The 25,763-nt window shown below is 39.9% G+C and carries 24 protein-coding genes and 1 riboswitch; of the genes, 11 read left to right on the forward strand and 13 right to left on the reverse strand.

The window, feature by feature from the left end; genetic code table 11:
• Window positions 1-179: 179 nt before the first annotated feature.
• Window positions 180-1,037 (reverse strand): CvfB family protein, encoded by an 858-nt coding sequence (locus tag BAA9072_RS12930; protein ID WP_201715099.1) that lies wholly within the window; start codon window positions 1,035-1,037, stop codon window positions 180-182.
• Between the two features lie 215 nt (window positions 1,038-1,252).
• A riboswitch (purine riboswitch) is annotated at window positions 1,253-1,353 on the forward strand.
• A gap of 82 nt (window positions 1,354-1,435) precedes the next feature.
• Here BAA9072_RS12930 and BAA9072_RS12935 point away from each other — a divergent pair.
• A complete protein-coding gene (locus BAA9072_RS12935; RefSeq protein ID WP_201715100.1) occupies window positions 1,436-2,728 on the forward strand; it encodes an NCS2 family permease in 1,293 nt (430 codons plus the stop codon).
• 76 nt (window positions 2,729-2,804) lie between these two features.
• Here BAA9072_RS12935 and BAA9072_RS12940 read toward each other — a convergent pair whose 3' ends face one another.
• Complete coding sequence (locus tag BAA9072_RS12940) at window positions 2,805-4,019, reverse strand: MFS transporter (protein WP_201715101.1); 1,215 nt, start codon at window positions 4,017-4,019, stop codon at window positions 2,805-2,807.
• 117 nt (window positions 4,020-4,136) lie between these two features.
• The gene (locus BAA9072_RS12945) at window positions 4,137-4,652 is read right to left on the reverse strand and encodes a YhcN/YlaJ family sporulation lipoprotein (RefSeq protein ID WP_201715102.1); all 516 of its coding nucleotides are present in this window, start codon (window positions 4,650-4,652) and stop codon (window positions 4,137-4,139) included.
• A gap of 136 nt (window positions 4,653-4,788) precedes the next feature.
• Between BAA9072_RS12945 and BAA9072_RS12950 the strand changes: the two genes are divergently transcribed.
• Window positions 4,789-5,517 carry a ZIP family metal transporter gene (locus BAA9072_RS12950; RefSeq protein ID WP_201715103.1) on the forward strand — a complete coding sequence of 243 codons (729 nt, stop codon included), beginning with the start codon at window positions 4,789-4,791 and terminating at the stop codon, window positions 5,515-5,517.
• 401 nt (window positions 5,518-5,918) lie between these two features.
• On the opposite strand, the gene BAA9072_RS12955 is transcribed toward BAA9072_RS12950, so the two are convergent.
• The 3 genes from BAA9072_RS12955 to BAA9072_RS12965 all read right to left on the reverse strand — a co-directional run bounded on the left by BAA9072_RS12955 (window position 5,919) and on the right by BAA9072_RS12965 (window position 9,133).
• On the reverse strand, window positions 5,919-7,850 hold the full coding sequence (locus tag BAA9072_RS12955) for an endonuclease MutS2 (protein WP_201715104.1): 1,932 nt from the start codon (window positions 7,848-7,850) through the stop codon (window positions 5,919-5,921).
• Window positions 7,851-8,272: 422 nt separating this feature from the next.
• Complete coding sequence (locus BAA9072_RS12960; RefSeq protein ID WP_201715105.1) at window positions 8,273-8,701, reverse strand: DUF4395 domain-containing protein; 429 nt, start codon at window positions 8,699-8,701, stop codon at window positions 8,273-8,275.
• Window positions 8,702-8,857: 156 nt separating this feature from the next.
• Window positions 8,858-9,133: a YkvA family protein gene (locus BAA9072_RS12965; protein ID WP_201715106.1), complete on the reverse strand. Its 276-nt coding sequence runs from the start codon at window positions 9,131-9,133 to the stop codon at window positions 8,858-8,860.
• Between the two features lie 376 nt (window positions 9,134-9,509).
• Here BAA9072_RS12965 and BAA9072_RS12970 point away from each other — a divergent pair, with 376 nt between their 5' ends.
• Complete coding sequence (locus BAA9072_RS12970; protein ID WP_034758938.1) at window positions 9,510-11,111, forward strand: ABC-F family ATP-binding cassette domain-containing protein; 1,602 nt, start codon at window positions 9,510-9,512, stop codon at window positions 11,109-11,111.
• 73 nt (window positions 11,112-11,184) lie between these two features.
• Here the strand turns inward: BAA9072_RS12970 and recQ are convergent, their stop codons facing one another.
• The 4 genes from recQ to BAA9072_RS12985 form a co-directional block, all read right to left on the reverse strand.
• On the reverse strand, window positions 11,185-13,311 hold the full coding sequence (gene recQ, locus BAA9072_RS12975) for a DNA helicase RecQ (RefSeq protein WP_201715107.1): 2,127 nt from the start codon (window positions 13,309-13,311) through the stop codon (window positions 11,185-11,187).
• A gap of 168 nt (window positions 13,312-13,479) precedes the next feature.
• Window positions 13,480-13,614: a hypothetical protein gene (locus tag BAA9072_RS24525; RefSeq protein ID WP_269139952.1), complete on the reverse strand. Its 135-nt coding sequence runs from the start codon at window positions 13,612-13,614 to the stop codon at window positions 13,480-13,482.
• Between the two features lie 144 nt (window positions 13,615-13,758).
• Window positions 13,759-13,974, reverse strand: coding sequence for a cold-inducible protein YdjO-related protein (locus tag BAA9072_RS12980; RefSeq protein ID WP_201715108.1), 216 nt, complete (start codon window positions 13,972-13,974; stop codon window positions 13,759-13,761).
• Between the two features lie 220 nt (window positions 13,975-14,194).
• A complete protein-coding gene (locus BAA9072_RS12985; RefSeq protein ID WP_201715109.1) occupies window positions 14,195-14,326 on the reverse strand; it encodes a YuzL family protein in 132 nt (43 codons plus the stop codon).
• A 144-nt stretch (window positions 14,327-14,470) separates the two neighbouring features.
• Here BAA9072_RS12985 and BAA9072_RS12990 point away from each other — a divergent pair, with 144 nt between their 5' ends.
• Genes BAA9072_RS12990 through BAA9072_RS13000 form a run of 3 tightly spaced genes read left to right on the forward strand, consistent with a single transcriptional unit; the run spans window position 14,471 to window position 18,246 of the window.
• Complete coding sequence (locus BAA9072_RS12990) at window positions 14,471-15,985, forward strand: spore germination protein (RefSeq protein ID WP_408015235.1); 1,515 nt, start codon at window positions 14,471-14,473, stop codon at window positions 15,983-15,985.
• 12 nt (window positions 15,986-15,997) lie between these two features.
• Entirely contained in the window at window positions 15,998-17,110 is a 1,113-nt protein-coding gene (locus BAA9072_RS12995) for a GerAB/ArcD/ProY family transporter (protein WP_201715110.1), read from the forward strand.
• On the forward strand, window positions 17,107-18,246 hold the full coding sequence (locus tag BAA9072_RS13000; protein WP_201715111.1) for a Ger(x)C family spore germination protein: 1,140 nt from the start codon (window positions 17,107-17,109) through the stop codon (window positions 18,244-18,246). Before BAA9072_RS12995 ends, BAA9072_RS13000 begins: the two co-directional genes overlap by 4 nt.
• 40 nt (window positions 18,247-18,286) lie before the next feature.
• Here the strand turns inward: BAA9072_RS13000 and BAA9072_RS13005 are convergent, their stop codons facing one another.
• Entirely contained in the window at window positions 18,287-18,637 is a 351-nt protein-coding gene (locus tag BAA9072_RS13005) for a DUF1033 family protein (protein ID WP_201715112.1), read from the reverse strand.
• Between the two features lie 164 nt (window positions 18,638-18,801).
• Between BAA9072_RS13005 and BAA9072_RS13010 the strand changes: the two genes are divergently transcribed.
• The 3 genes from BAA9072_RS13010 (at window position 18,802) to yidC (ending at window position 20,552) form a co-directional block, all read left to right on the forward strand.
• Window positions 18,802-19,257: a cupredoxin domain-containing protein gene (locus tag BAA9072_RS13010; protein WP_201715113.1), complete on the forward strand. Its 456-nt coding sequence runs from the start codon at window positions 18,802-18,804 to the stop codon at window positions 19,255-19,257.
• A gap of 216 nt (window positions 19,258-19,473) precedes the next feature.
• On the forward strand, window positions 19,474-19,755 hold the full coding sequence (locus BAA9072_RS13015) for a hypothetical protein (RefSeq protein WP_201715114.1): 282 nt from the start codon (window positions 19,474-19,476) through the stop codon (window positions 19,753-19,755).
• Between the two features lie 35 nt (window positions 19,756-19,790).
• Complete coding sequence (gene yidC, locus BAA9072_RS13020; protein ID WP_201715115.1) at window positions 19,791-20,552, forward strand: membrane protein insertase YidC; 762 nt, start codon at window positions 19,791-19,793, stop codon at window positions 20,550-20,552.
• A 49-nt stretch (window positions 20,553-20,601) separates the two neighbouring features.
• On the opposite strand, the gene BAA9072_RS13025 is transcribed toward yidC, so the two are convergent.
• A complete protein-coding gene (locus BAA9072_RS13025) occupies window positions 20,602-21,780 on the reverse strand; it encodes a D-alanyl-D-alanine carboxypeptidase family protein (RefSeq protein WP_201715116.1) in 1,179 nt (392 codons plus the stop codon).
• A 258-nt stretch (window positions 21,781-22,038) separates the two neighbouring features.
• Between BAA9072_RS13025 and BAA9072_RS13030 the strand changes: the two genes are divergently transcribed.
• Together BAA9072_RS13030 and BAA9072_RS13035 are read left to right on the forward strand one after the other, a co-directional pair.
• Window positions 22,039-22,668, forward strand: a complete 630-nt coding sequence (locus tag BAA9072_RS13030) for a 5-bromo-4-chloroindolyl phosphate hydrolysis family protein (RefSeq protein ID WP_201715117.1) — start codon at window positions 22,039-22,041, stop codon at window positions 22,666-22,668.
• 17 nt (window positions 22,669-22,685) lie between these two features.
• A complete protein-coding gene (locus BAA9072_RS13035) occupies window positions 22,686-23,825 on the forward strand; it encodes a toxic anion resistance protein (protein WP_201715118.1) in 1,140 nt (379 codons plus the stop codon).
• 173 nt (window positions 23,826-23,998) lie between these two features.
• Here BAA9072_RS13035 and BAA9072_RS13040 read toward each other — a convergent pair whose 3' ends face one another.
• Complete coding sequence (locus BAA9072_RS13040; protein ID WP_201715119.1) at window positions 23,999-25,573, reverse strand: cation:proton antiporter; 1,575 nt, start codon at window positions 25,571-25,573, stop codon at window positions 23,999-24,001.
• Window positions 25,574-25,763 lie beyond the last annotated feature (190 nt).

The raw sequence follows: 25,763 nt of genomic DNA on the forward strand, positions 1-25,763 counted from the left end.
GAGGCTCTGACATGGCAAAATCGATCCATTCTAAAGACGAACAATTCCTATAAAATATAGTATGCTTTATTAAAAATAATAAAAATCCGAACGATTTCGATTTTCATAAAAGAATTTCGAATGATCGTTCGGATTTTCATTTTACTAAAACACTGTTGTCCCAGCCTCTTTGTGTAAAATTATTTCTTTAAGTAGGTCCAACCTTCTTCTTGATACACCTGATTTTCTTTCATCAGTTTTCCAAGAGCTCGTTTAAAGGATGCTTTACTCATATTGAAACGGTCTTTGATTTCGTCAGGCTGACTTTTATCCCAAAAAGGAATTGCGCCATTACGTTCTTCGAGATACTCAAGAATGACCTCGGCATCATCCTGCATTTTATCCTGCTTTAATGGTAAGAACGAAACATTTAAGTTCCCGTCATCCTTCACATCAATGACTCTTCCTTCAACAAGTTCCCCCAGTCTGGGCTCCTCTTTACGCTCATTCATGTGAACGAAGCAGCGATACCCTTGCTCGGATAAGAAAAAGGTTCCAACTCTAAGCAGTCGATACACTCGTCCCTGCACCTTAGCATTCATCATTTCAGTGGTTGCTCTTCTGGACACCTGCTCGATGATATTTTCAGTGGCTAATCTTCCATAAAGACGGTCTTGCTTATCACGATTTAAGGTAAGGAATAGTTGATCTCCAGGGTTAGGCCAAAGCTCCAGGAATTTCGGAAGATCATCCGATGAGACTAAAATATCCTTAGGTAATCCAATATTCACAAAAACACCTAGATCTTCCCGCTTATCCACTACTTCTGCCCATCCATATGCACCGACTTGCACTTTAGGAATACGCATGGTCGCTGTCAGACGAACATCCTTATCATGGTAAAGAAATACCTTCACAGTATCTCCCTCTTGTATTTCTTCTGTTATTTCAGAATGGTGCAGAAGTACCCGATCGATATCATTCGTCAGAAAGAAACCGTATGGCACTTCATGATCAACGAATAAATCCTCAACTGTACCTGGTTTTAATGAAGACATTATATTTATTCCTCCAATATTGATTAACGTATTAACTTAAGTTTTCTCTACTCAATGTTTGTATTCACTAAATATAGCTTTTTTCGTTTATGATGTATAGTGCGTATGCCGTTTTTAACAATAAATAATCAATTTAGAAAATATAGAATTCATGAACATTTAGTAACCCCATTGACCGTATCAAAAGGAGTTGTTATGATGCTTCTAATTCAATTATAACAAATATTTATGCACCTTGTATAAGTTCAAGAATATGGCTTGAACGTTTCTACCAGCTACCTTAAATGGCTTGTCTACAAGATAAAGTAACGCCGATGGAATTATTTTATCCTGTAGATTCACTCTGGTTGATATATTTGCCGGAGTTTTTTTATTTTTATCTACTCGGAGGGTTATTTATGAAAACATTCTTTCAATTTGCTGAAAGAGGGACAAATTATAGAAGAGAAACTTTAGCAGGAGTCACGACTTTCCTTTCGATGGCCTATATTCTTGTTGTCAATCCCATCATTCTGAGTCAGGCCGGAATGGATAAAGGGGCGTTATTTACAGCTACCGCTTTATCAGCCATTGTTGGGTCCCTTTTAATTGGGCTCCTTGCAAACTTCCCGATCGGCATCGCCCCCAGCATGGGTCTTAACTCATTCTTTACCTTTTCTGTATGTATCGGGATGGGAGTTCCGTGGGAAATTGCCCTGACAGGCGTATTTATTGCAGGAATCATTTTTATGATCTTAAGTGTCATGAAAATCCGGGAGAAGATCATCAATGTCATCCCACAGGATTTAAAATTTGCCATTGCCGGTGGCATCGGCTTTTTCGTTGCGTTTATCGGTTTTAAAAATGCGGGACTGGTTGTCTCCAATCCTGAAACCTTTATATCAATTGGAAACCTTTCTTCTTCTACCACATTGCTTGCTGTATTTGGATTTATCATTACCATGATGATGTTAGTGAAAGGGATACGAGGCGGTATATTCTACGGTATGGTTGCTACCACAATCATTGGGATGATCGCAGGGAAAATTGACGTCCCTCACTCCATTATTGGGAATGTCCCCAGTCTGGAACCGACTTTCGGAGTTGTCTTTACGCATTTAGGGGATATTTTCTCTCTTGAAATCATGGCGGTTATCTTTACCTTTCTATTTGTGGCTTTCTTTGATACAGCGGGTGCACTGATAGCCGTTGCAAGTCAGGCAGGAATCATGAAGGATAATCAGATTCCGAACGCAGGAAGGGCGCTTTTGGCTGACTCCGCTTCAGGCGTGGCAGGGGCAATATTCGGAACGTCTACTACTGCATCATTCGTGGAATCATCAGCTGGGGTTGCTGTTGGTGGGAGAACTGGATTCACGTCCATAGTCATTGCATTTTGTTTTTCCATTGCCCTCTTCTTTTCGCCCGTCTTATCGGTTATCACCCCTGAGGTGACGGCACCTGCCTTGATCATCGTAGGTGCACTTATGGCTACAGAAATAAGACATATCAATTGGAATCGTCTTGAAGTGGTCATACCTTCATTTGTGACAATCATTATGATGCCTTTGACGTTCAGTGTCGCTACAGGGATCGCATTAGGGTTCATTCTTTATCCATTCGCGATGATTTCCTTAAAGAAATGGAAAGAAGTTCATCCAATCATGTACCTCCTTTGTGGATTATTCATTGTTTACTTTGCATTTTCATAAAAAGCCTTTAATATGAGGAGATACCTTTTGATTACTCAGGTATCTCCTCTTTATGTCCTTTTGCCTTTTGCTTTATCTACTTGTGAAAGCTTCTTACTGTTTCATCGGAGGGAAGGAAGAATGTCATCATTCCGAGTAGAGGAAGGAAGCTGCATAAGATCATCACGAAGCGGATCGTAAAAAGATCGGCCAACCCGCCAAAAATAACTGCGCCCACCGCCCCCATACCGAAAGCCAAACCCACGGTCAAACCGGACAACATCCCGATTTTACTAGGCAATAGCTCTTGGGCATACACCACGATGACACTAAAACTTGACGATAAAATAAACCCAATACAAAAAATAATAGGATAGACAATGCTCAACGGTAAATAAGGTAATGCCAGGGTCAATGGAGCAGCGCCTATCATAGAAAAGAATATAATGTTTCTCTTGCCAAAACGATCGGCGAACGGACCACCAAGAAATGTTCCGATGACCCCTGCAAACATAAATACAAATATATATGCCTGGGCATTTTTAATAGAAAGACCATAGTCCTCAATCAAATAAAACTGGTAATAATTCGAAAGTCCTGCCCCATACCATGACCTTGCAAATACAAGGAATACGACTAAGACCATAGCCCATTTTATTTTCTGATGAACAGGAGCCTTTCTTACATCAGTACTCTTTCTATTCTTGCTCTTTTCATTGAAACGTAACTGTCCTGAATACCAATTGGACACCTGAAACAAGACAATCATTCCAATAATGGCCACTATTGTAAACCACAAGGCTCCTTTTTGACCAAAAGGGACAAAGATAAATGCGGTTATCAACGGGGCAAGGGCCTGACCGGTATTCCCACCTACCTGATAAATCGACTGAGCCAGTCCTCTTCGATTTCCAGCCGCCATATAAGCGACCCTCGATCCTTCAGGATGAAAGATGGCAGACCCGAATCCGATAAATAATACGGAAACAATAATCCATAAAAAATGACCTGACAAGGCAAAACCAATCAATCCTGCTAAACTGGACAACATTCCGAGTGGAAGTAAGTACGGTTTTGAACGGATGTCGGCATAATAACCGAAAACCGGTTGTAATAAAGAAGAGGTCATATTGAGTGAGAAAGCAATCCACCCGATTTGTATATAACTCAACTCCAACGATTTCTCTATGATTGGAAACATTGCCGGCACTACAGCCTGAAGTGTGTCATTGATAAAATGACCCGAACTGATCGCTAATAGAATACCGTATATAGTTGGATTCACTCCAGTTTTTGCAGATGCTTGTTCCACGTCCACCCCTCCCTTCAATTTATTTCGTCACTCTAAATAGTATACTGAAAAATCTACCCAATTCCTATGGACAAATAAAAAAAGCCGAAACGGTGTTCGACTTTTCTCATTGAAACACTACCCTCTGTTCGGGAATACGCGTTTGACCATATCCGCTATTTCCTCACCTAATCCTTCAATTGGTTTCCCGTTTCCAGCTTTATCGGCGTAACCTCTCATTCGGTCTACGAAATCAGGATTAGTCGACACGTACACATTATTAATACTGCCATTCTGACTTTTCACTTGATCTGAAATTTTCTTTTCCAATTCCTTTGAAACGGTTCCATTCTTATCATCTTCAAGCACAGCGGCAACATATGCATTTTGATCAGTTGTCAGAACATAAGCGCTCTTCACTTCTTTAAGTTCCGCCACTTTATTTGCCTCTTTGTCAGCAAGTGAGTAATTTTCTCTCATCGTCCCGTTATTCACATAATCCCGGTTCGCCTGATCATTCTTGTAATTCACACGTTCCAGATTGCGGTTGTTCATCTGCTGCCCTTCTTCTTTCATATTATCGCTTGTACCACACCCTGCGGCAGTAATCATGAACATTAATCCAATAGTCGAAATCAAGAGATATTTTTTCATTTCTTTGCCTCCTAAAATTTATTCAATCTTACTATCCCCACTGCTCATTAAATCTATACAGTGAATCGATGTATGTTTAATCCTCTACTTAAATAGGGAAAACTCGAATTGTAAAACGAATTCGGGAGGTGGGGAAATGTTCCAGGCAGCTTTATGGGGAGGGATAGCCAGTCTATCCCTATTGATCGGGGCATTTATGGGGATATTCCTTCATATACCTAAAAAAGTTGTAGCATTTATTATGGCTCTAGGAACAGGTTTGATCATTGGATCTGCCACCTTCGATCTCTTAAGTGAGGCAGAGGGAAAAGCAGATTTGATGTACCTTATGTCCATGTTCTTGCTTGGTGCTCTCATCTTTACATTATTTGAAATGTTCCTATCTAAAAAAGGTGGGAGCGAGAGAAAGCGTTCGAGAAAAAATCCCCATGGCCATTCTGGTTTAGCCATATATGTCGGTACTATCATGGATGCCATACCAGAGTCCATCATCATTGGTGTCAGCTTTATTGAAAGTCAATCCATGCAGTGGGTATTCATCATCGCAATCTTCATCAGCAACCTGCCTGAATCATTATCAAGCAGTATTGGATTTAAGCTTGATCAATACAGCACAAAGAAAATCATTTACCTTTGGGGGAGCGTCGTCATACTTTCCTCACTCAGCTCTATGCTTGGGTATGTATTTTTACAAGATGCACCTGAAAGTACTTCTTATATAATCGGAGCATTCGGAGCTGGAGGTTTGTTAGCCATGGTCTCTTCCACAATGATGCCGGAAGCATATGAAGAAGGTGGCCCTATTGTCGGTTTCCTTTCTTCTTTTGGAATCATTCTTTCCTTTATATTGACCCATATTTCCTAATGATTTAGGTGACGGTTGAAGAAAAAAGGCTGACATAACTAAATCGCTTCAATATAAAGACGAATAATTCATATAAAACCGACTATAGAATCACTTCTTACACCGCTGCCCGATTCCGTGCAAGACTTCGCTTTCCTCGGGCAGAAGGGGAACTTCCTCCTGTCCTTAAGATGTCCAGCTACTTGGCTTATCGACTCGGGGTCAAAGACCTTTCTCTTTTCTACTTTCCCGAAAGGAGTCTTCGTCTGACACTCCAATTAACAGCTAGAGCCTTCTACACTAAGTAAGCTTGATTAAAATAATAAAAATCCGAACGATTTCGATTTTCATAAAAGAAGTTCGAGTAATCGTTCGGATTTATCTTTGACTAAAACACTTTTGTCTTTAGCCTCGTATTTTACTTAGTTTTCATGATCAATTGTCAATCCTTTTACAAATCTCTTCCCCATGATTTTATCCTTCTTTCGATTTTCTTTGCTGTTAAAGATGATATCGAAGTCGTATTCATCTGGATACAAGTCCTTTGCAGACACATACAGTCCAAGTCGCTTATGATTCACGTTCCTCTTCTCCCCTTTGATTTGAACTGTGTATTTCCCTGTATCGTCAGGACCTTCATAAACAATCCCAAATTCTCCGTCTGGGGAAATTGTGACATTATCACCTCTGACAAAGGTTTTAATCGACCTGTTTTCATTCAAGGCTTTCCTATACCCCCTCTTTTTATACTTATTTACGATGACCTGCTTCTCCATTTCTTTTCTCAAATGATCGTCCACCTCGCCCAAACTGTATGTTTTCTTCTCTCTATAGGTAATTTCATGGGCTTTCTCAATTATATCCGGATGCATCCCAAGCTTTAAAGCAATAGAGAATGCCTGGCTTTCTCCCCCCTCGCCTACAATCAGCTTGTAGGTTGGCTGTAATGTGTCGATGTTAAACTCCATACTGCCATTCATAAAGCCCTCATGCTTTTCTGCGAAATGTTTAATTTCACTATAATGGGTAGTAGCAAGAATCGTGGCTCCCTTTTCATATAATTGATCCAGGATGGCTGTTGCCAGACCCATTCCTTCTAAAGGGTCTGTACCGGAACCGAGTTCATCCAACAGAACAAGGGAATGATCGTTTGTATCCTGTAAAATGTCGATAATGTTTTTTATATGGGAACTGAATGTACTTAAGTTTTGTTGAAGACTTTGACCATCCCCGATATCCAGGAGGATTTGTTGATACAAGCTGATTTCACTTCCTTCAGCAGCCGGAATGTGAAGTCCGCATTGGGTCATAAGGGTGAGAAGCCCTACCGTTTTGATGGTCACGGTTTTCCCTCCGGTGTTTGGCCCTGTTATGACCAACGCATGAAAGCCTTCCCCCATCGTGATTGATAGTGGGACTGCCTGTTTACCCAAAAGGGGATGTATCGCATTGATCAGGTGTATTCGATGGTCTTCATTCACGAGAGCCTTCACTCCATCATAGGAGCGACTATATTTCGCTTTTGCAAACAAAACATCGTAATGAATCATTGTTTCGACCGCAAGTGTTAATTGTGGCTCGTAAGCTTGAACCAACCCTGTCAGTGACCATAAAACATTCTCAACTTCACGATCTTCTTCAAGTTTATAAAGCAAAAGCTGGTCCTGTTGTTTACTTAATTCCTCCGGCTCGATATAAAGAGTTGAGCCCGAGGCTGAGGAATCCAAAACGGCACCTTTCATTTTACCCCTGAACTCTTTCTTAATCGGGATGACATACCTGCCGTTTCGTTGACTCACGATCGATTCTTGGAGAAAGGATTTGTATTTTGCCGATTTTACGATCGATTGTATTTTATCCTTTAAACGGTCTTCTTGAATTCCCAATTGCTTTCGAATTCTCACTAACTCTTTACTCGCATAATCATCTACTCTGCCATTTTGAATGCACCGATTAATCTCTTCCCGGAGATCAGGGATTTCTTCAATGGAATAGACGTATGATGATACCCTCGGCGCAAGCCATTGTTTATCCTCCATGTATTTTTTAAGTTTTTTACATGCGTCCAGGAAATAATATATGCCAGTGAGCTGATCCGGCCTAAGAGGCACTCCTATATTCAAATTCATCATGATGGTTTCCACTCCGTCTAATGCATGAATCGGTACACTGGCACTTTTATCTAAGATACGTATTGCTTCCGTTACCTCATCCAGAAGCATTTGGATTTGGCGGATATTCGTTGATGGTAATAAATTCCACAATTCTTTTTTTCCTTCTTCTGTCAGTGCAAACCCCATCAGCTCTTCTTTTACAGTATTGAATTCCAGTATTTGAATCGTTTTTTCGTTCATTATTTTCTCCTCCATATAAACAAAAATAGACCACAAAGAACAATGTCCATTGTGGTCTTCTTTCACACGTATACAATCCACCCCATCAATTACAGTGCACTCAAGCAGATGAATCCTTCAATTTTAACGTTTGAAAAGACTACCTGACTTACAGATTTGTGCACAAAAAAAGAGCTGTGCCCAAAGACACAGCTCACCTGATAAAGGATTGAGTATGCTATGACCATTGTTCTTAACTACATTTTGAAGGCATAGATAAATAAGCATGATCAATAGCCCGTTTTTTAGGCCACTGCCAACAAAATGTCCGTATTCATTTCACGGTTAGTTAAGAACGACACCTAACATACAACATACTCCCTTTGTTTACACTATTTAGATTCAAGATTAGTTTACAATGTATTCCATCTATTGTCAATAGGTTACTGTGATGAGCGCTTATATTGAAACCTTTTCCATTGGAACCGAATGAAACAACCAATACAGAAGCCTGCAAGAGCGACGGATGCAGCTACAAAAACCATACTTGAGAATATATAAAACCCTGTGCCACGTCCTGCCAGGGCACTTATGATAGCGGCACCTAAGCAGCTGACTGCTATGATATTATTGAATTGCTGTTGGTCAGCGTCTTCCTGTGGGTAAGTAGAAGGTTCATTCTTTAAGAATAGCCTCCCTGTCTCAATGACGGGATTGTATTTAAAAAGTAAGGCTGTCATTCCGACAATAAATGGAAGCAATAAGAAAAATTCTATTTGAAAGACCCATGAAATGACTATCGTTGAAACGATAAACCATTGATTCAATTGAACTAATGGCCGAGGGACTGAATTAACTGTATCTGACTCCACTTTAATCCATACCTTTCTTATTGGAATTGATGTAATGATAGTGTATGGGATTGAAAGGAAAAAATCAAAAGAAAAACCCGAAAACTCTGCCCATTTTTGACGGGTTATCGGTTTCTCGAAATATGGATAGAAAAGGCTGCTTATTCCTTCATTTCTTTAACTGATATGATATCTTTTTTGCAACTCCTCTGGAGCCATCTTCACCATCATCTGAAGGATGAAGGTAAACACTGCCAGATCATCCACAACCCCCAATATGAGAAATACATCCGGGATCACGTCCATGGGCAGCCAGAAGTAAAAGGCAACCACCCCCACCGACAACCCCTTCTTTGCCAACGAAACATCCCTGGACCGAAAAAAATCAACCAAAAAAGGAACCGATCTCCGTACATTAAAAAGAAACCGCAACCGCTTCACAAACTTTATCATACGTCATCACCTGTCTGTTTTTTTATTACGTTATCATAGCACACAGATCAAGGGAAAAATTCTGTTACTAGTTTTTTCTCATTCGATGGAAACGTCCGTTTCCATCGCCTTTCAGCAAGGCTGAAAGGCCTCCAAATGGCATAGAGGTCCAGCATAAATGCATTTGAGTCCTCCCTCTAGTCACTTGGGGAAATGAGCCCAAAATCCCCCCTTACAAAACCACTCCCTGCTTTATACTTAGGTTTTCCCCTTCAATCCTTCCCATTCCTATTGTAAAACCCCGGTAAATTTATCATTGTTCCTGCTTACACTCTATCTTTTTAGCATACTCGCGTGTTATAATCTTTTAGATTGAGTATTAGGAGGTATATCACACATGATTCAAGTATCAGATGTAAGCTTACGCTTCGGTGATAGAAAGCTATTCGAAGACGTGAATATAAAGTTTAATCCAGGGAATTGCTACGGACTTATCGGAGCAAACGGTGCTGGTAAATCAACATTTTTAAAGATTCTTTCAGGAGAAATCGAAGCGCAGACTGGTCACGTTTCCATGGGATCAGGAGAACGTCTTGCTGTCTTAAAGCAGGATCATTTCGAATATGAAGAATATGAAGTGCTGAAAGTAGTTATTATGGGGCATACCCGTTTATATGAAGTTATGCAGGAAAAAGACGCGATCTACATGAAAGAAGATTTCTCAGATGAAGACGGTATGAGAGCAGCAGAATTAGAAGGTGAATTCGCCGAGCTGAACGGTTGGGAAGCTGAATCGGAAGCTGCCATCCTTTTAAAAGGCCTGGGAATCAATGAAGATCTTCACACAAAACAAATGTCCGAACTGACAGGTGGAGAAAAAGTAAAGGTATTATTGGCACAAGCACTGTTCGGCAAGCCCGATGTACTGTTACTCGACGAGCCAACCAACCACTTGGACATCCAAGCAATTCAGTGGTTAGAAGACTTTTTGATCAATTTCGAGAACACAGTCATCGTTGTATCACATGACCGTCACTTCTTAAACAAAGTATGTACACATATTGCCGACCTTGACTTTGGAAAAATCCAAGTGTATGTCGGGAACTATGATTTCTGGTATGAGTCCAGTCAATTAGCACTGAAAATGGCTCAGGATCAGAATAAGAAGAAGGAAGAAAAGATTAAAGAGCTTCAGGCATTCGTTGCCCGGTTCAGTGCAAATGCATCTAAATCGAAACAAGCCACTTCCCGTAAAAAATCATTGGAGAAAATTTCATTGGATGACATCAAGCCAAGCTCACGTCGTTATCCATATGTACAATTCAAGCCCGAGCGTGAAATCGGAAACGATGTTCTGCGTGTTGAAGGTCTGACAAAAACGGTAGATGGAGTAAAGGTCTTAAACAATGTTTCCTTTATCCTGAATAAAGAAGATAAGATCGCACTTGTCGGAGCAAACGAAATTGCCAAGACCACTCTTTTCAAAATCCTTGCAGGGGAAATGGAACCTGATAGCGGCACATTTAAGTGGGGCGTTACGACATCCCAGGCTTACTTCCCGAATGAAAACTCAAAGTACTTTGAAGGAAATGAACCTTCCCTGGTGGACTGGTTACGCCAATACTCACCGGAAGATGAGAGTGAAACATTCCTTCGCGGATTCTTGGGTCGCATGCTTTTCTCAGGGGAAGAAGTATTGAAGAAACCAAGTGTTCTTTCCGGGGGAGAAAAAGTTCGCTGTATGCTGTCTAAAATGATGCTGAGCGGATCTAATGTCTTACTGTTGGATGAACCTACTAATCACTTGGATCTGGAATCCATCACTGCATTAAATAACGGATTAATTAACTTCAAAGGTGCAATGATATTCGCATCTCATGACCATCAGTTCATTCAAACTATCGCGAATCGTATTATCGAGATCACGGAAGACGGGGTCATCGATAAAGAAACAACGTACGATGAATTCCTGGAAATGAAAGCTGCCATGAAGGCTTAATGAAATACACATAAAAAAAGCAGATGCCTGGTAAGAAGGCGTCTGCTTTTTTGATATGTGTTTTCACGACCAATTAATTTTGTCCGCTTTTCACTAAATACCCTTTAATTTGAAAATAGCTGATCTCTTTCGGTAACTCTTCTTTTATGGGCTTCAACAGGTCTGTCCCTACCTTCTCAACAGCTTTTCCAATCAGATTTTCCTCTTCTTCCGTAAAGAGAATGCCCCAATCGTCCAATACTCCTTCCTGATAAGTACGGATTATATGATTTTCAATGGTTGCCGTGCTCATGCCCCGCTCTTTCGCAATGTCTTTGATGCCTTTTTGATCCTTGAATAAGGCAAAACTTACTAAATAAGAAGGTGTGTCAGAGCTATTAGTCTTTCGGTTCTGAACAGTTTTGGATACCTTCACCTGATGTGCTGGATTTTCTTCTAAATAAGCTGAGATTTCATGAATGAAGATTTCTCCATAGCGATCCATCTTACTTTCCCCAACCCCACTAACCTGAAGGAACTCCTGGGATGTTTTTGGCATCTTTACACACATGTCTTGAAGAGACTTATCGGAGAAAATAACGAAAGGTGGAACTCCCTCTGAATCTGCAATCGATTTACGGAGAGTCCGTAACGTTTGGAACAAGCCGTCTTCTTTAGGTATGATGGCAGTAACCGTGGGCTGAACCTTCCTTGAGACGCTTTTATCGCCCAATAACACCTCTTTGCCTTTTGATGATACCTTTAGAATCGGGAAACTGCCCCCTTCGACATTTATGACTCCCTCTGAAATCAGATAATCGATGAACAGGCCGACCTCCTTCTGTGATTGGTCCTTCATTAATCCATATGTGGAAAGCCGATCGAATCCCCATTCCAGAATCTTTTTATTCCTTGACCCTGTGAGTACTCCGCTGATAAGAGAAGTGCCGAATCGTTCATTCATCCGCATCATACAGGATAATACCATCTGTGCCTCTTTCGTTACATCCTCAGATTCTCTCTGATCCAGGCAATTGCTGCAATGACCGCATGCTTCTTCTGCATGTTCCCCAAAATACGTTAAAATATAGTTCTGCAGGCATGCTTCCGTATGGACAAAATCAACCATATCACGTAATTTCTGCATCTCATTTTCATGTAATTCCGGATTTACGATATTCTGGTCAATGATATACCGCTGCGTCTGGATATCCTGAGGTGAAAATAATAAGACACATTCGCTGTCCACCCCATCACGGCCTGCTCTCCCTGCCTCTTGATAATAGCCCTCCATGTTTTTGGGTATCTGATAATGAATCACAAAGCGTACATTTGATTTATTGATCCCCATGCCAAATGCATTGGTTGCAATCATAATGGTAATGGAATCATTCAGGAAAGCTTCCTGCTGGTCCTGCCTTACTGTATCGGTCAGCCCACCATGATATTTCCCGACTGAAAATCCCTTTTTCTCCAGAAACAAATAAAGGTTTTCAACTTCTTTGCGTGTAGCACAGTAAATAATGCCTGAATGCTGATGATTCTTTTGTACATACCTTTCTACCCAGCGCTTTCGATCTTCCCCTTTCACCACTTGGAAAAATAAGTTTGTCCTTTGAAATCCAGTTAACACTTTATATTCATCCGGAATGTGTAAGTGATGAAGGATATCCGATTGCACTTGTGGAGTAGCGGTTGCAGTTAGAGCAAGGATCGTAGGGTGTGAATGTAATTGGTTCACTGCTTTGTAGATCCCTAAATAGCTTGGTCGGAAGTCATGACCCCATTGGGATAAACAATGGGCTTCATCAACAGCCACCAGGGGGATCGGCAATGTATTGAGGAAACGCACAAATCCAAAAGATTCCAACCTCTCAGGAGCAATATAAACGAGCTTGTACTCCCCTAAAGCAATCTCTTCCATTCTACTTTCTACTTCACTGTTGGATAGAGTACTATTAATGTAGGTAGCTGGAATTCCTTGATGTAATAATGAATCCACCTGGTCTTTCATAAGGGAGATAAGTGGAGAGATCACTAGGGTCACACCATCGAGCATTAGTGCGGGGATCTGGTAACAAAGAGACTTCCCTCCGCCAGTTGGCATTATTCCCACTGTGTTTTTCCCAGCTAATATGTATTCTATAATGCTTGCTTGACCGTCCCTGAATTCATCATAACCAAAGTATTGCTTCAATACCTGCTTTGCTTCTTCAATCAAAAATCTTCCCTCCAGAATAACATTCTTAACCTATATTGTATTAAAGATCACCTGACGTGCCAATAGGAAGGATTTAATTTCCCCATTTTAAAAACGCCCAGTCCAACTTGCAGCTAGACAAAAAGGCTGTACATGTGGATGAATACACATGTACAGCCTCTTAGTAAATCAGAACCATTTAACCGTTTTTTCTTCTTTATTTACGTCAACAGGTTTTGACAGCTTCCAAAAGCCGTCCCACACAGTTTCTTTTCGGTCATTTTCTATGGAAGTACTATTCACTTCTTTCTCTTTCTTGGACATGATGATCCCTCCTTTGATACATAAATACATTACATACTATTCAAATATAAAAAAAGAGTTTAATCATTTTTCGAAATTTTATCTTATGTCCTTACAGGAGGATTTAAAAAAGAACCAATCAAAAGATTGGTTCTTTACGTTCAATCAGGATGATTTTATTGTAGGATGGGGATTATCCACCACTTGCAACACCTTGGTGGAAGTCACCATATCTTCTTTACAAAGCGGACACTTAGGGGTATCTTCACTTTTGAAGTTGTCTCTCATCCAGCCCTTACAATCTTCAGCGGAACAAGCCCAAATCTTTGTTTCCTCTGTTTTTATTTCTTCCTCAACTTGATTTCTACGACCAAAAGCCATTGAACGTCCTCCTTTAAGGTAAGTAGGATTTCCTTGCTATGCTTTCTAACAGGAAAATAATGATTGTGGTAATTTATGCTGCAGATAGTATGTGGTCAATAATAGCTCGTTAAATAATCAGATTAAATACATCGATTATTTCCATTATACCATACTTGGCTTCATTTTAATATATCAACGCTAAAGTTTGGTCATTATGTAAGGGGATGTTTACATGGATTTATTTTTTCTTTTTACTCCTGGATGAAGGAGACTTCACTCCACCTGACATTTCCTGACTGGTCGTTCCTTGTCCTTCCACTTGAGAAGAGCCCAGGACTGCCTTTGATGCATCCTTTTTCCTTTTGCTCATTTTGATTCACCTCCTCTCCTATCTTTCCCAACATCCGTTCTTTTTATGTGCATTTATTAATTCGTTTAGACAGGCATCTTCTTGAGTAAGAAATGGTTACATGGGAAGCCTAATCATTAAATTATGGTTTAGGGTGTTGTAATCGTGTTTAGACGAAGAGAATTGCAAAAGGACATAGAAAAAGAATCTCCCCACAGCTTTGATATCGAGGTCTTTCATAAGGAATTGCTCACTTTAGTAAGTAACAGTGAAGATTTAGTATTTAGGACTATCACCTCAGGTAATCAAAGAATCGTTGTGGCATATTTTGACGATATGATCAATGCCAACTCCATGCAGGATAGCATTATTCGACCTATTGAAGAAGCCACGGAAGAGTTAAATTATCACCAAATCAAAAATACAATCAATATCGCAAAAATAACGGTAACCAACTCCATCACCGATGTAGTGGATAACCTTGTCAACGGGACCGCTTATATTTTTAAAGAAGGGGATACTCACGGAGTATTGGCGGATGTGGCGGATAAGGGTACCCGGGCACTTGAGAAGGCAGAAACAGAATCACTGGTGTTCGGACCGAAAATTTCATTCACAGAATCCATAACGAAAAACCTGAATTTGATCCGATCCAACATTAATGATCCTAAATTATGCGTCGAAACCTTTATGGTAGGATCAAGAACCAAGAAAAAGGTTCAAATGGTATACATAAAAGATATTGCTGAGGAAGAAAACGTCAATACGTTTAGACAGCGCATTACCGAAATTGAAGTAGACAGCATTGTGGATTCAACCGTTCTAGCTCAAATGATTGAAGATAATTCATTTACCGTTTTCCCTCAGTTCATTACGACTGAGCTGCCGGATCGGTGTACCATTTCCCTTCTACATGGAAAAATCGCCTTATTGGTGGATCGCAGCCCTACAGCGATTATCGGGCCATCAACGTTCATGAATTTCTTCGAGTCAACCGAGGATATTTATATGAGATGGAATATGGGGACTTTCCTAAGATTAATTCGGTTTGTGGCCATCTTTTTTTCAATCATTTTGACCCCGGCTTATGTAGCAGTCTTAACATACCATTATGAGGTGATTCCATCTGCCCTCCTCGTATCCCTTGGTCAGTCACGCTCAAATGTCCCCTTTCCCCCTGTATTTGAGGCTTTGTTACTCGAATTCATCATAGAACTGTTAAGAGAGGCAGGAGCCAGGCTGCCAACCAAGGTTGGACAGACAATGGGGATCGTCGGAGGGATCGTCATCGGGCAAGCTTCCGTCCAAGCGGGATTCACCAGTAATATCCTGATCATCATCATTGCAATCTCAGCCCTCGGTTCCTTCACAGCACCCAGCTATGCAATCGGGACTGCGGTAAGAATCATACGCTTCCCGATTATCGTCATGGCCGGGTTGTATGGCGGAGTTGGTATCATGTTCTGCTTTTGCTTTCTTTTAATTCATTTATTAAAAATTACAACATTGGGTAGACCCTATTTATCTCCCATCTATCCACTCAGGTTCTCTGACTTTAAATACAGCCTTTTTCGTTTGCCCTATCAATATTTAGTCAAACGCCCCATATCCAATCATCCCATCGATAAGGGACGCATCCCCGAGAAAAAGGCCAAATTGAAAAAAGACGTTGATGAGTAGAGGGTGAAACGTATGGATATTAATGTAAATCCTAAAGAACGATTAATGTTTAACGCATTTTTGATCATGTTTATTTTGCATACCGCCCAAACCGGTGTAGGAATTGCGGGCTTACCAAGAATCATTTATATGGAAGCCAACAGGGATGCATGGATATCTGTTATTATGACAGGTATTCTGGTTTCCATTGTGCTATATCTAATGGTGAAAATGCTTGAAACCTATGCCAGTGCTGATTTATACGGTATCCACATGGACATCTACGGAAAATGGCTCAGTAAAGCATTTAATCTACTATATATTCTTTTTTACTTAAGCGTCACCTATGTAATTCTGATGAATTACATCGAAATGGTCCAAGCTTGGATATTTCCGAAAATGCCGACATGGCTTTTGATGGCTCTGCTGCTTTTTTTACTGGTTTATGGTGTTCTGGGAGGCATCAGAGTTGTTGTCGGTATCGCATTTTTAGGCCTTATCCTGGCATTCTGGCTCTTATTCATGATATATACACCAATCAAATTCATGGACATCAACCATCTACAGCCTATCTTAACCTCATCTCCCAAAGAGATTATGATGGGTGTTTATAAGTCGAGCTTTACGATCATAGGCTTTGATTTGGTTTTATTCATCTACCCTTATGTTAAAGAAAAAAAGAAAGTATTAAAATACGCCCTCATTGGTACTGGGTATTCCACTTTTCTCTTTACAACGGTGACCATTGTCTCCATCGGATTCTTCTCTGAAGATGCTCTATTAAAGACCATTTGGCCAGTTCTCTCTATGTTCAAAATCTTAAGGATCCCTAACCTTGAGAGGTTCGAATTTATTGCCGTCTCATTTTGGATGCTGGTTATCCTGCCTAACATCTGCTTATACTTTTGGGTGGCTTCCAGGGGGATGAAGAGAGTCTTTCGTTTTTCTCAGAAAAAGTCCATCTACCTGTTTGCCATCCTCCTTTGGGTCTTATCACTCTTTGTGAAAGACCGGCTGACCATGAACACCATAACAGATAAAGTTGGTACTACGGGTTTCATTCTTTCTTTTGTGTATCCGAGTTTTTTATTTATACTGGTGAAACTAAAATACTTAGGGAAAAAGAAAAAGGGAGTGGGTGTATGAATAGAATTGCCATGCTGCTATTGGTTTGTCTCTCTTCCATCTTCCTAAGCAGCTGTGTTGAAACAAAATATTTGGAAAAGCTTGGTCTGATTACTGCCGTTGGATATGACCAGGCAGAAGAGGATAAAATCACCGGAACAATGGTTCTCTACCAATTCAACCCTGCCATGGAGGATGTGGAAAAAATATTGTCGAGCACATCGAAGACCAGTAAAGGAATCCGATTATCCCAAAACTTAGAAACGGATCATAAACTTGTCTCTGGTCAATTACGGATTGCGATTTATGGAAGGGAACTTGCAGGTAAAGGAATTGCTCACTTAGTAGATACGTTAGAAAGGGATTCTGCCATCGGTAATATGGTTTATTTAACGATTGCTGATACAACGGCAGAAGAAGTACTGAGGTATCAAATGGAAGAAACACCATCTAACCGGGGAACCTATCTGTATAATTTAGTGCGACAAAACGTTGAGGCAGAAATGCTGGTCTCCCCAACCCTGCAGGAATTTATTACCGATTACGGAAGCGTCGGTAAAGACCCCATACTCCCCCTGTTGACAGCAAAAGAAGGGAAAATCGGAGTAGACGGCTTCGCTCTATTCACAAGGGATAAATTTATTAAAGAAATAAAGAAAGATAAAATCTTCTATATCCGCTCCCTTATGGAGAACTATAATGCAGGCAGTGTCGAAGTAGAATTGCACAGAGATAAATTAAAGCCATATTTATCTAACCTTGATTTGAGAAAGGATGACGAAAAGGTTTATACCATGATAGACAGCATCAATTCCTCTTACAAGATTGAAGCAGATAAAAACGAGAAACCTTCCTTCAAGGTCTATTTGGATATTCAATCACGTTTGCTTGAGATGTCAGAAGAAATGAAGTTGTCCGAACCAAAAGCATTGCGTTTACTTGAAAGGGAAATCGGATCATATATTGAAAAGAATATAAAAGAAATGATTCTTATGCTTCAGGAAGAAGGAACGGATCCGATTGGATTCGGAATGGAATACAGGAGTATTCGGGGGCATCAGGATGTCACAAGAGCAGAGTGGGACAAGCTATACAAAGAGGCTACATTCGAAGTGAAAGTGAAAAATAAAATCATCCGGACAGGTGTTATTGATTAATGACAGTAACAGGTCTATCCATTTTGGATAGACCTGTTACTTATGCATGTTCAATGAGATTAGTGATTTCGGTGATGATCGCTTCTTCCTGGATTTCCATCGGCTGGTCATTCTCAAAGATGACCAATCCGTAATAAACTTGGAGATCATCATCACACGCTTCGCAAAAATCTATATCTTCAGGATCCCAGAATGCAACGGAGTGAAATTTCTTCGTCTTTGACTTTGGGTAGTTTTCACTGAGTCGTCTCAATTCCATTAAAAAACTAGCCACTGCTTCATTCCTGTTATCAAATGTCAATTCCTTTATAATATCCTTTTCCCAGCCTTCAAAAAACCACCAAGGCTCTGCATCACTTTTTGTCGTTAGAACTCTCCAACTATTATCCAATGCTTTACCCTCCTTACTTCTCTGACCAAATTGTACAAAAAATAGCGTCGAAAGAAAAACATTTGAATTTTCCTTCTTACTAAATTTTAGACAAGTTCCCCCCCATACAAGCATAGGTTTAATAGAAAAGTTATCTGAATTTTTTATATGAGGAGGGAAAGCTTATGAATTTCATCGTATTAAGAAAAGGTCCAATTATTGTCATATTGGTGACAATCATCTTCATTGCTGCCGGTACGATTTGGTCGTTATCACTGAAAAACTCATATCCAACGGTGTCCCTATCAGAGAAATCGGGTGAGAAACAAGTCATCCAGCTTGTAACGGGCGAGTTCAAGTCGGAAACTGCCAACGGCAAAGAGATTGAAGCATACCGGTGGGACCCAGGAACCATTGTGGTTGAAAAAGGAAAAGAGGTTGAACTCCGCATTTATGGAGTAAATGGAATGGAACATCCATTCTATATCGAAGGAACGGATGTTCAAGGTACTGTAAAAAAAGGGAAAGAAACGGTTGTGAACGTAACCTTTTCAAAGGAAGGAACATATAGACTTATTTGCGAGACGCATGAAACCATTGAGAATAATGGTCCGATGATTGCTTATATCGTTGTTGATTAGCCCGATTGGTTATAGAAATGCAAGGTCTTTATAGTGGTATGCTGCCACAAAGGGACCATTTTTTATTTTTTTACGAATCCTGAAACATTTTGTTCACAAAATCGTATTAACAATTACCATAGATTCTAATCGCGTTTCGCAGTATACTTTAAGTATGATAAAATAATCATTCAGCTATTATTTATGCAACTAGAATAGTAAAAGGAGTCTACTCCATTGACATTCATAATTGTACAAGACTTATTGGATTTCTATTTAAGTCCATTGCATGTTAGTATTGTTTTTTTATTTATTTTGGCATTGATTTGGGATCGTTGCCCATCTCCATTCCATCTCTATACACAATATTATGATAAAAAACTTGAAGGAAGCAGTCTAATTATCACCCAGGCAGCAGAAAATGAGATTATGCCTGTCAGGGTCTGGTTTACAACTTGCATGAAATTCCAATTCTATCATACTGATAATGATGAAGAATCCTCTTCTGTATATGTATAAAAGTGAACACATATTTACAGAGGAGGAAAAAAACATTGAAAAAAATTTCATTCATTTTCATTTTACTATTATTCACGTTGACCGGGTGCCAAAGTGCCACAACTGATGGAGCGTTCTTTCATGATTATCTTGTAAATCCATTTTCATTTCTTATTCATGAAATAGGAACCTTCCTTGGTGGTAACTTTGGAATGGCTATTATCGTGATCACCCTTCTAATCCGTCTTGTTCTTCTGCCTTTTATGCTTAAAACGTATAAAAATCAACAGGATATGAAAGGGAAAATGTCCTTAATCAAGCCCGAAATGACGGCAATCCAAAAGAAGATCAAAGAAACGAAGAATAAAGAAGAGCAAAAGAAACTTCAGCAGGAAATGATGATGCTCTATCAAAAAAACGGCGTAAATCCCCTCAATATGGGGTGTTTACCTTTATTGATTCAAACACCCATCCTGATAGGATTATATTATGCGATTCGGTCATCTGCAGAAATAGCCAGCCACTCTTTTCTATGGTTCAATCTGGGGCAACCGGACCATATCATGGCCATTATTGCAGGAATCGTGTATTTAGCTCAAGCACGTGTATCTCTGATGAATATTCCAGCAGAACAACAGGCACAGATGAAGATCATGAGTCTTCTTTCACCCGTTATGATCTTTATCTTCTCATTGAATGCGCCTGCTGCCCTTCCCCTTTACTGGACTGTCGGAGGAGCTTTTCTCATCCTGCAAACCCTGATTGGTAAGATGCTATATAACCCACAGCCTTCTTTAGAAAAACAGGAGAGCCAATAATAAAAGGGAGCCCACAGGCTCCCTTTTTGTTTAGTAGGAAATGATAAAATTACTTATTGAAAGATCCCATCCGGACAAAGGAAATCCCCGCAATAATGAGCAGTGCCATGTAAATAATACATGGATAAAATAAAAGTTGTTGACTCCATTTCTTCCCGAATAACATCCCTGTATGTTCACTCGAAGCGACTGCTTCAGAATGGGTTACAGGTATTTCATGCACAGGTGTCAAAAAGGTTGAGAACATCTTCTCATGATCCTGATTGTACAGTGTCAACTCACCATCAGGATTAAGCTTTTGTATTATCTTGCCACTAACAGGCTGGGTAAATGGAATATCTCTTTGCAGTTTATAAGACGTGCCTTCCAATTGAAAGACGGTCTCCTTTGGGATATAGTTTCTTTCAAACTGATTCAAACCATAATCAAGAAGTTTTTTCGTATCAGAGTATATGGCTTTTTTAGACTGGGCCTTCATAGTAACGACCACAATGGACAGCTTATCATTTGTTGCAGATGTCACAAGGGTGTGTCTGGATTCATTAATAAATCCATTCTTTCCCCCCGTCACTTCAGGATAAGCAATCTCTCCCTTTACCATCTTGTGATGATTATAAAGAGTTGTATTCCACCCTTCCGCCTTCCAGTCAATAGATTCTATACCGAATAATTTCTGAAATTGTTTATTCTTTAATGCGTAGCTTGTAATTTTGGCCATGTCATACGCTGTTGAATAATGTTTTTCTCCATATAGTCCGTGGGGATTCTCAAAATGGGTATTCTCAACCCCTACTTCCCTCTTAAGAAAAACATTTAGTTTATCGACAAACCGCTTTACAGAACCTTCTGTATGCTCGGCAATGGCAACGGCGGCATCATTCCCGGAGTTTACCATCAACCCTTGAAGCAGCTGGTTTAAAGATAAAGTCTCACCAGGAGCTAAATAAACAGTAGATCCCTCAGTGTTACTTGCATTTTCACTGATTTTTACCGGGTCATCTAGATCGGCATGCTCAATCGCGTAAATCGCTGTAGCAATTTTGGTAATACTTGCAGGATTCATTCGCTTTGCGCCATTTTTAGAGTAGAGGACACTCCCGGTTTTTGAATCTATAATAATACCCGAATCGCTATAAATACTCTTGGGTTTTATTGCATTTTCTTGTTGTGCTGATAAGCTAGGGGTAATAAAACAAAATAAGATCAGCACAATGAACACTTTTTTCATATATCCACACACCTGTCTTGTCATTAAACTCACTAACCCATTCTACCAAAAATGGATTTCTAATAATCATCCATGTGAAAAATGTTAAGAAATTGAAAGAATGATGTTAATTCCTGACAAAATTCCCCGAATCTCATACATACTAAAGACATGATTTCCATTTTTCATTCTTTTACACTAAAATAGGAGTATAAACCTGAAACCTTTTGCACTGTTAATCGTATGTATGGTAAGCATCTTTATTAAGGGGTAGATGAAATGAATACATTTCTGCAATTATTAATAAGATCGGTCATCTCTTTCAGTATAGGGACCAGCAGTTTTATCGCTTACTTACTCCTATTGGACCTGGGATTCCCTCTTACCCTCTTATCGGGGGTTGGTACCGGGATACTCTTTTTCATCATTGTGAAAGCAGTCCAAAAGAGATGGTGGCTGAATAAAAATGGACTTTCCGGACAGGAATTTCGTTATATAAACAGAAATTTAAAAGAAGCGAAAGAAAAAGTAAAACGACTTCAAAGACAGCAGTTAAAGGTTAGATCACTCGGAGCGTTTAAACAAATCCTTGAAATCAACCGGTTAAGCAGAAGAATCTACCAACTTGTAAAAAAAGAACCTAAGAGATTTTTTTCAGCTGAGTCCTTCTTTTTCTACCATTTAGACTCTGTCGTAGAAATAACCGAGAAGTACACATTTCTTGCTTCTCAGCCTGGTAAAAATAAAGAAACGTTCCTTTCTCTCCAACAAACCCGTACAACTCTGGATGACTTGACGGTTTCCTTGGAAAATGATTTACACAAAGTGTTGGCAAATGACATGGATAACTTGCAATTTGAACTGAAATTTGCGAATCAGCATTTATCACACAAAAAAGATCTCAAATAAATTTCGGAGGTTTTATCATGGAGCAACGAAATGACCAATCAGAACTTGATTTATTGCTTTCAAATCCGTTTGGAGATGAAATGCCTGCTGTTAACGAACAAACAAAGTCCCCTCTTTTGCTTGATCGTTTACCTAAAGAACAGCAGGAGAAAGCTAAACAATTAGCCGCCCAAATCGACTACAAGGACTATGAAGCCATTTTAAAATATGGAACAGCAGCCCAGTCTCAATTGTCAACTTTCTCCCACTCGATGTTGGATCATGTCCAAAAACGTGATATCGGACCGATCGGCGACGTGTTAGGTGATTTAATGAAAAAGCTAGAACAAATGAATCCCGATGAGCTGAATAGCAAGCAAAGAGGCGTTTTTAAAAAGCTATTCCGGAAAGTTTCCTCCTCCCTGCAGGAGGTACTTTCTAAATACCAAAAAATCGGATCCCAGATTGATCGGATTTCAGTCAGACTGGAGCATTCAAAGAAGACTCTGCTGGATGATAATCGATTACTAGAAACATTATATGAAAAAAATAAAGACTACTTTCAAGCCCTAAATATGTATATTGCTGCAGCTGAAATCAAACGTGATGAAATTCAGCACAACCTCCTCCCTTCTTTACGGAAAAAAGCGGAGGAAACCGATGATGAACTTATATATCAGGAAGTCAATGACACAATGCAGTTTCTTGATCGATTAGATAAGCGCATACACGATTTAAAGCTAAGCAGACAGATGACCATCCAGTCAGCCCCTCAAATCCGGTTGATTCAAAATACAAATCAGGCCTTGGCAGAAAAGATTCAAGCTTCTGTCCTGACAGCGATTCCTCTCTGGAAGAATCAAATCGCCATCGCCCTTACCCTGCTGAACCAACAGAAGGCTGTTGCAGCCCAAAAGCAGGTTTCGCGTACAACCAATGAGCTTCTCTTGAAAAATTCCGAAATGCTCAAAACGAACAGCATTGAAACCGCAAAGGAAAATGAACGCGGAATCATAGATATCGACACCCTTAAGAAAACTCAGGAAAACCTCATATCCACGATTGAAGAAACATTGGCAATACAGGCAGAAGGCAGACAAAAGCGGCAGCAGGCCGAACAGGAAATGGTCACAATGGAAAACGACCTGAAACAAAAGCTCATTGAGATCAGAAAATAAACAGGCTCAACTTCTACGGCCTTCAACTAGCCATAACGTAGAAGAGACCTTTTCATCCTATGAAGCATGACTTAATTCTTTATCAATAAAAAAGAACCCTTCATAGATTATTAATCTGGAGGGTTCTTTTTTATGGTGAAGCGGGAACATTATGATGTCATTCTTACAACCCTCTATTTCCCCTCGTTATGAACGATATTATCAGTAATGCTGTCATATTCCTTCTCTGCAATGGAGGAACTGATGATTTCTTCTTTTTCAAGTTTGGCAATTGCTTCATACTCTGCATATAAGGCATGTTTTTTTAATGTAGCAAGCTGTTCAGCTTTAAGAACAGGGTTGCTGTTAAATAAGTCATCTAATTGGGCTTTGAGCATATCAATTCTTTTATTGTACGTCTCGATAAGTTCATTGGAAACTGGATCAGTGATATAGAGCTTCTGTTTCACACGATGTATCTCTGATATCGCTGTTTCATATCGATGGAGCTGACTAAGTAATTTCTCAAATTCCTCGTGACCCTCCTCTTTAGGCTTAATGCCTAACACATTGATTAAAGGTTTGATCGTCAGTCCCTGGACTACCAGGCTGAATAACACAACACTAAACCCGAGTATCAACACATCTTCCCTGCCTGGGAAGTCCCTTGGGAGACTAAGTACAAGAGCAATCGAAAGGGACCCTTTTAACCCTCCCCAATTCAATATGTGTTTCCACAAATGCGGAAAATTGCCAATCAGAGACAAGCTTGTATAGACGGCTATGCTCCTCGCCACTAATACGACAAGTATGGCAGCGAATATGTATGGCCACTTCTCCAGTAAATCGATCCTTGTTATTTCCAGGCCGACCATTAGAAAAACCAGTGAATTCGCAAGTAGCGCAGCAACATCCCAAAAACTGTTGATATTCAATTTGGTAGTGGGACTCATCCCGATCTTCCCTCCAAAATTCCCGAATATCAGTGCTGCAATGACGACAGCGATGACCCCTGAAGCATGAACACTTTCTGCGAGCAGGAAGGAACCATAAAATAGAATGACACTAAAAATGATTTCAAGGGGGTAATCATCATAATACTTCGTTAATATAGAAAAGGCATATCCCAAAGAACCACCGATGATCACCCCTAATGAAACCACCCTGATGAACTCCCATATTCCGCTGCCTATCCCAGCCCATCCTGCATCGATATATGATACAAGATAAAAGGCAGAAATATTGAACAATACTACGGCCAAACCATCATTGAATAAGCTTTCTCCTTCAATGACCACGGCCAATCTTTTCTTTACACCCACACTTTTGAAAATGCTCAATACACTGACAGGATCTGTTGCACTCATAAGCGCACCAAATACAAAGGCTGCCGGTATCGAAAAATCAAAGAAATAATAAGCAGAAAAACCGATGATCAGAAATGAAATCAACGTTCCCCCGAAAGCCAGGGCAATGATCGGTTCTTTGTTTGCCCTTAGATGGGAGTATGGCAGCTTTAAAGCGGCTTCACCCAGAAGGGCAGGTAAAAATAGCGTAATAATGACGAAATTAAAGACCTCTCCTTCTGTAATGAAATCTTTAAGCGGCTCCAAAACAGGTATATTAAATAACCCAATCAATGCTCCAACAATGACGAGAGCAATCGGATAAGGCTGCTTGAATTTTTTGGCAATTGCTGTAATTCCCGCTGCTATCATTACTAATATAAGGCCCAGTTCAAAAATATGGTGCATATCCAACTCATGCATATCTGGCACTTCCTCCCTTGTACAATACTTCTTATTTCCCTATCATCTCATTTACTAACCTTCCCTTTTCTGTCAAAACGAGTCATCTGTCCATCAGACATTTAGCAGATACAAAAAAGAATGACCTTATAATTATCAATAAAGTCATCCTTCTTTAGTATACAGATATTTCCTCTGTGAATAAAACCAT

The organism is Rossellomorea arthrocnemi (assembly GCF_904424705.1).
Taxonomy (GTDB): Bacteria; Bacillota; Bacilli; order Bacillales; family Bacillaceae_B; genus Rossellomorea; species Rossellomorea arthrocnemi.

Bases quoted from the DNA above. Each gene is read 5' to 3' on its own strand.
- BAA9072_RS12930 (WP_201715099.1), bottom strand. From the start codon at position 1,037: ATGTCTTCATTAAAACCAGGTACAGTTGAGGATTTATTCGTTGATCAT.
- BAA9072_RS12935 (WP_201715100.1), top strand. From the start codon at position 1,436: ATGAAAACATTCTTTCAATTTGCTGAAAGAGGGACAAATTATAGAAGA.
- BAA9072_RS12945 (WP_201715102.1), bottom strand. From the start codon at position 4,652: ATGAAAAAATATCTCTTGATTTCGACTATTGGATTAATGTTCATGATT.
- BAA9072_RS12950 (WP_201715103.1), top strand. From the start codon at position 4,789: ATGTTCCAGGCAGCTTTATGGGGAGGGATAGCCAGTCTATCCCTATTG.
- BAA9072_RS12955 (WP_201715104.1), bottom strand. From the start codon at position 7,850: ATGAACGAAAAAACGATTCAAATACTGGAATTCAATACTGTAAAAGAA.
- BAA9072_RS12965 (WP_201715106.1), bottom strand. From the start codon at position 9,133: ATGATAAAGTTTGTGAAGCGGTTGCGGTTTCTTTTTAATGTACGGAGA.
- BAA9072_RS12970 (WP_034758938.1), top strand. From the start codon at position 9,510: ATGATTCAAGTATCAGATGTAAGCTTACGCTTCGGTGATAGAAAGCTA.
- BAA9072_RS24525 (WP_269139952.1), bottom strand. From the start codon at position 13,614: ATGTCCAAGAAAGAGAAAGAAGTGAATAGTACTTCCATAGAAAATGAC.
- BAA9072_RS12980 (WP_201715108.1), bottom strand. From the start codon at position 13,974: ATGGCTTTTGGTCGTAGAAATCAAGTTGAGGAAGAAATAAAAACAGAG.
- BAA9072_RS12985 (WP_201715109.1), bottom strand. From the start codon at position 14,326: ATGAGCAAAAGGAAAAAGGATGCATCAAAGGCAGTCCTGGGCTCTTCT.
- BAA9072_RS12995 (WP_201715110.1), top strand. From the start codon at position 15,998: ATGGATATTAATGTAAATCCTAAAGAACGATTAATGTTTAACGCATTT.
- BAA9072_RS13000 (WP_201715111.1), top strand. From the start codon at position 17,107: ATGAATAGAATTGCCATGCTGCTATTGGTTTGTCTCTCTTCCATCTTC.
- BAA9072_RS13010 (WP_201715113.1), top strand. From the start codon at position 18,802: ATGAATTTCATCGTATTAAGAAAAGGTCCAATTATTGTCATATTGGTG.
- BAA9072_RS13025 (WP_201715116.1), bottom strand. From the start codon at position 21,780: ATGAAAAAAGTGTTCATTGTGCTGATCTTATTTTGTTTTATTACCCCT.
- BAA9072_RS13030 (WP_201715117.1), top strand. From the start codon at position 22,039: ATGAATACATTTCTGCAATTATTAATAAGATCGGTCATCTCTTTCAGT.
- BAA9072_RS13035 (WP_201715118.1), top strand. From the start codon at position 22,686: ATGGAGCAACGAAATGACCAATCAGAACTTGATTTATTGCTTTCAAAT.
- BAA9072_RS13040 (WP_201715119.1), bottom strand. From the start codon at position 25,573: ATGCATGAGTTGGATATGCACCATATTTTTGAACTGGGCCTTATATTA.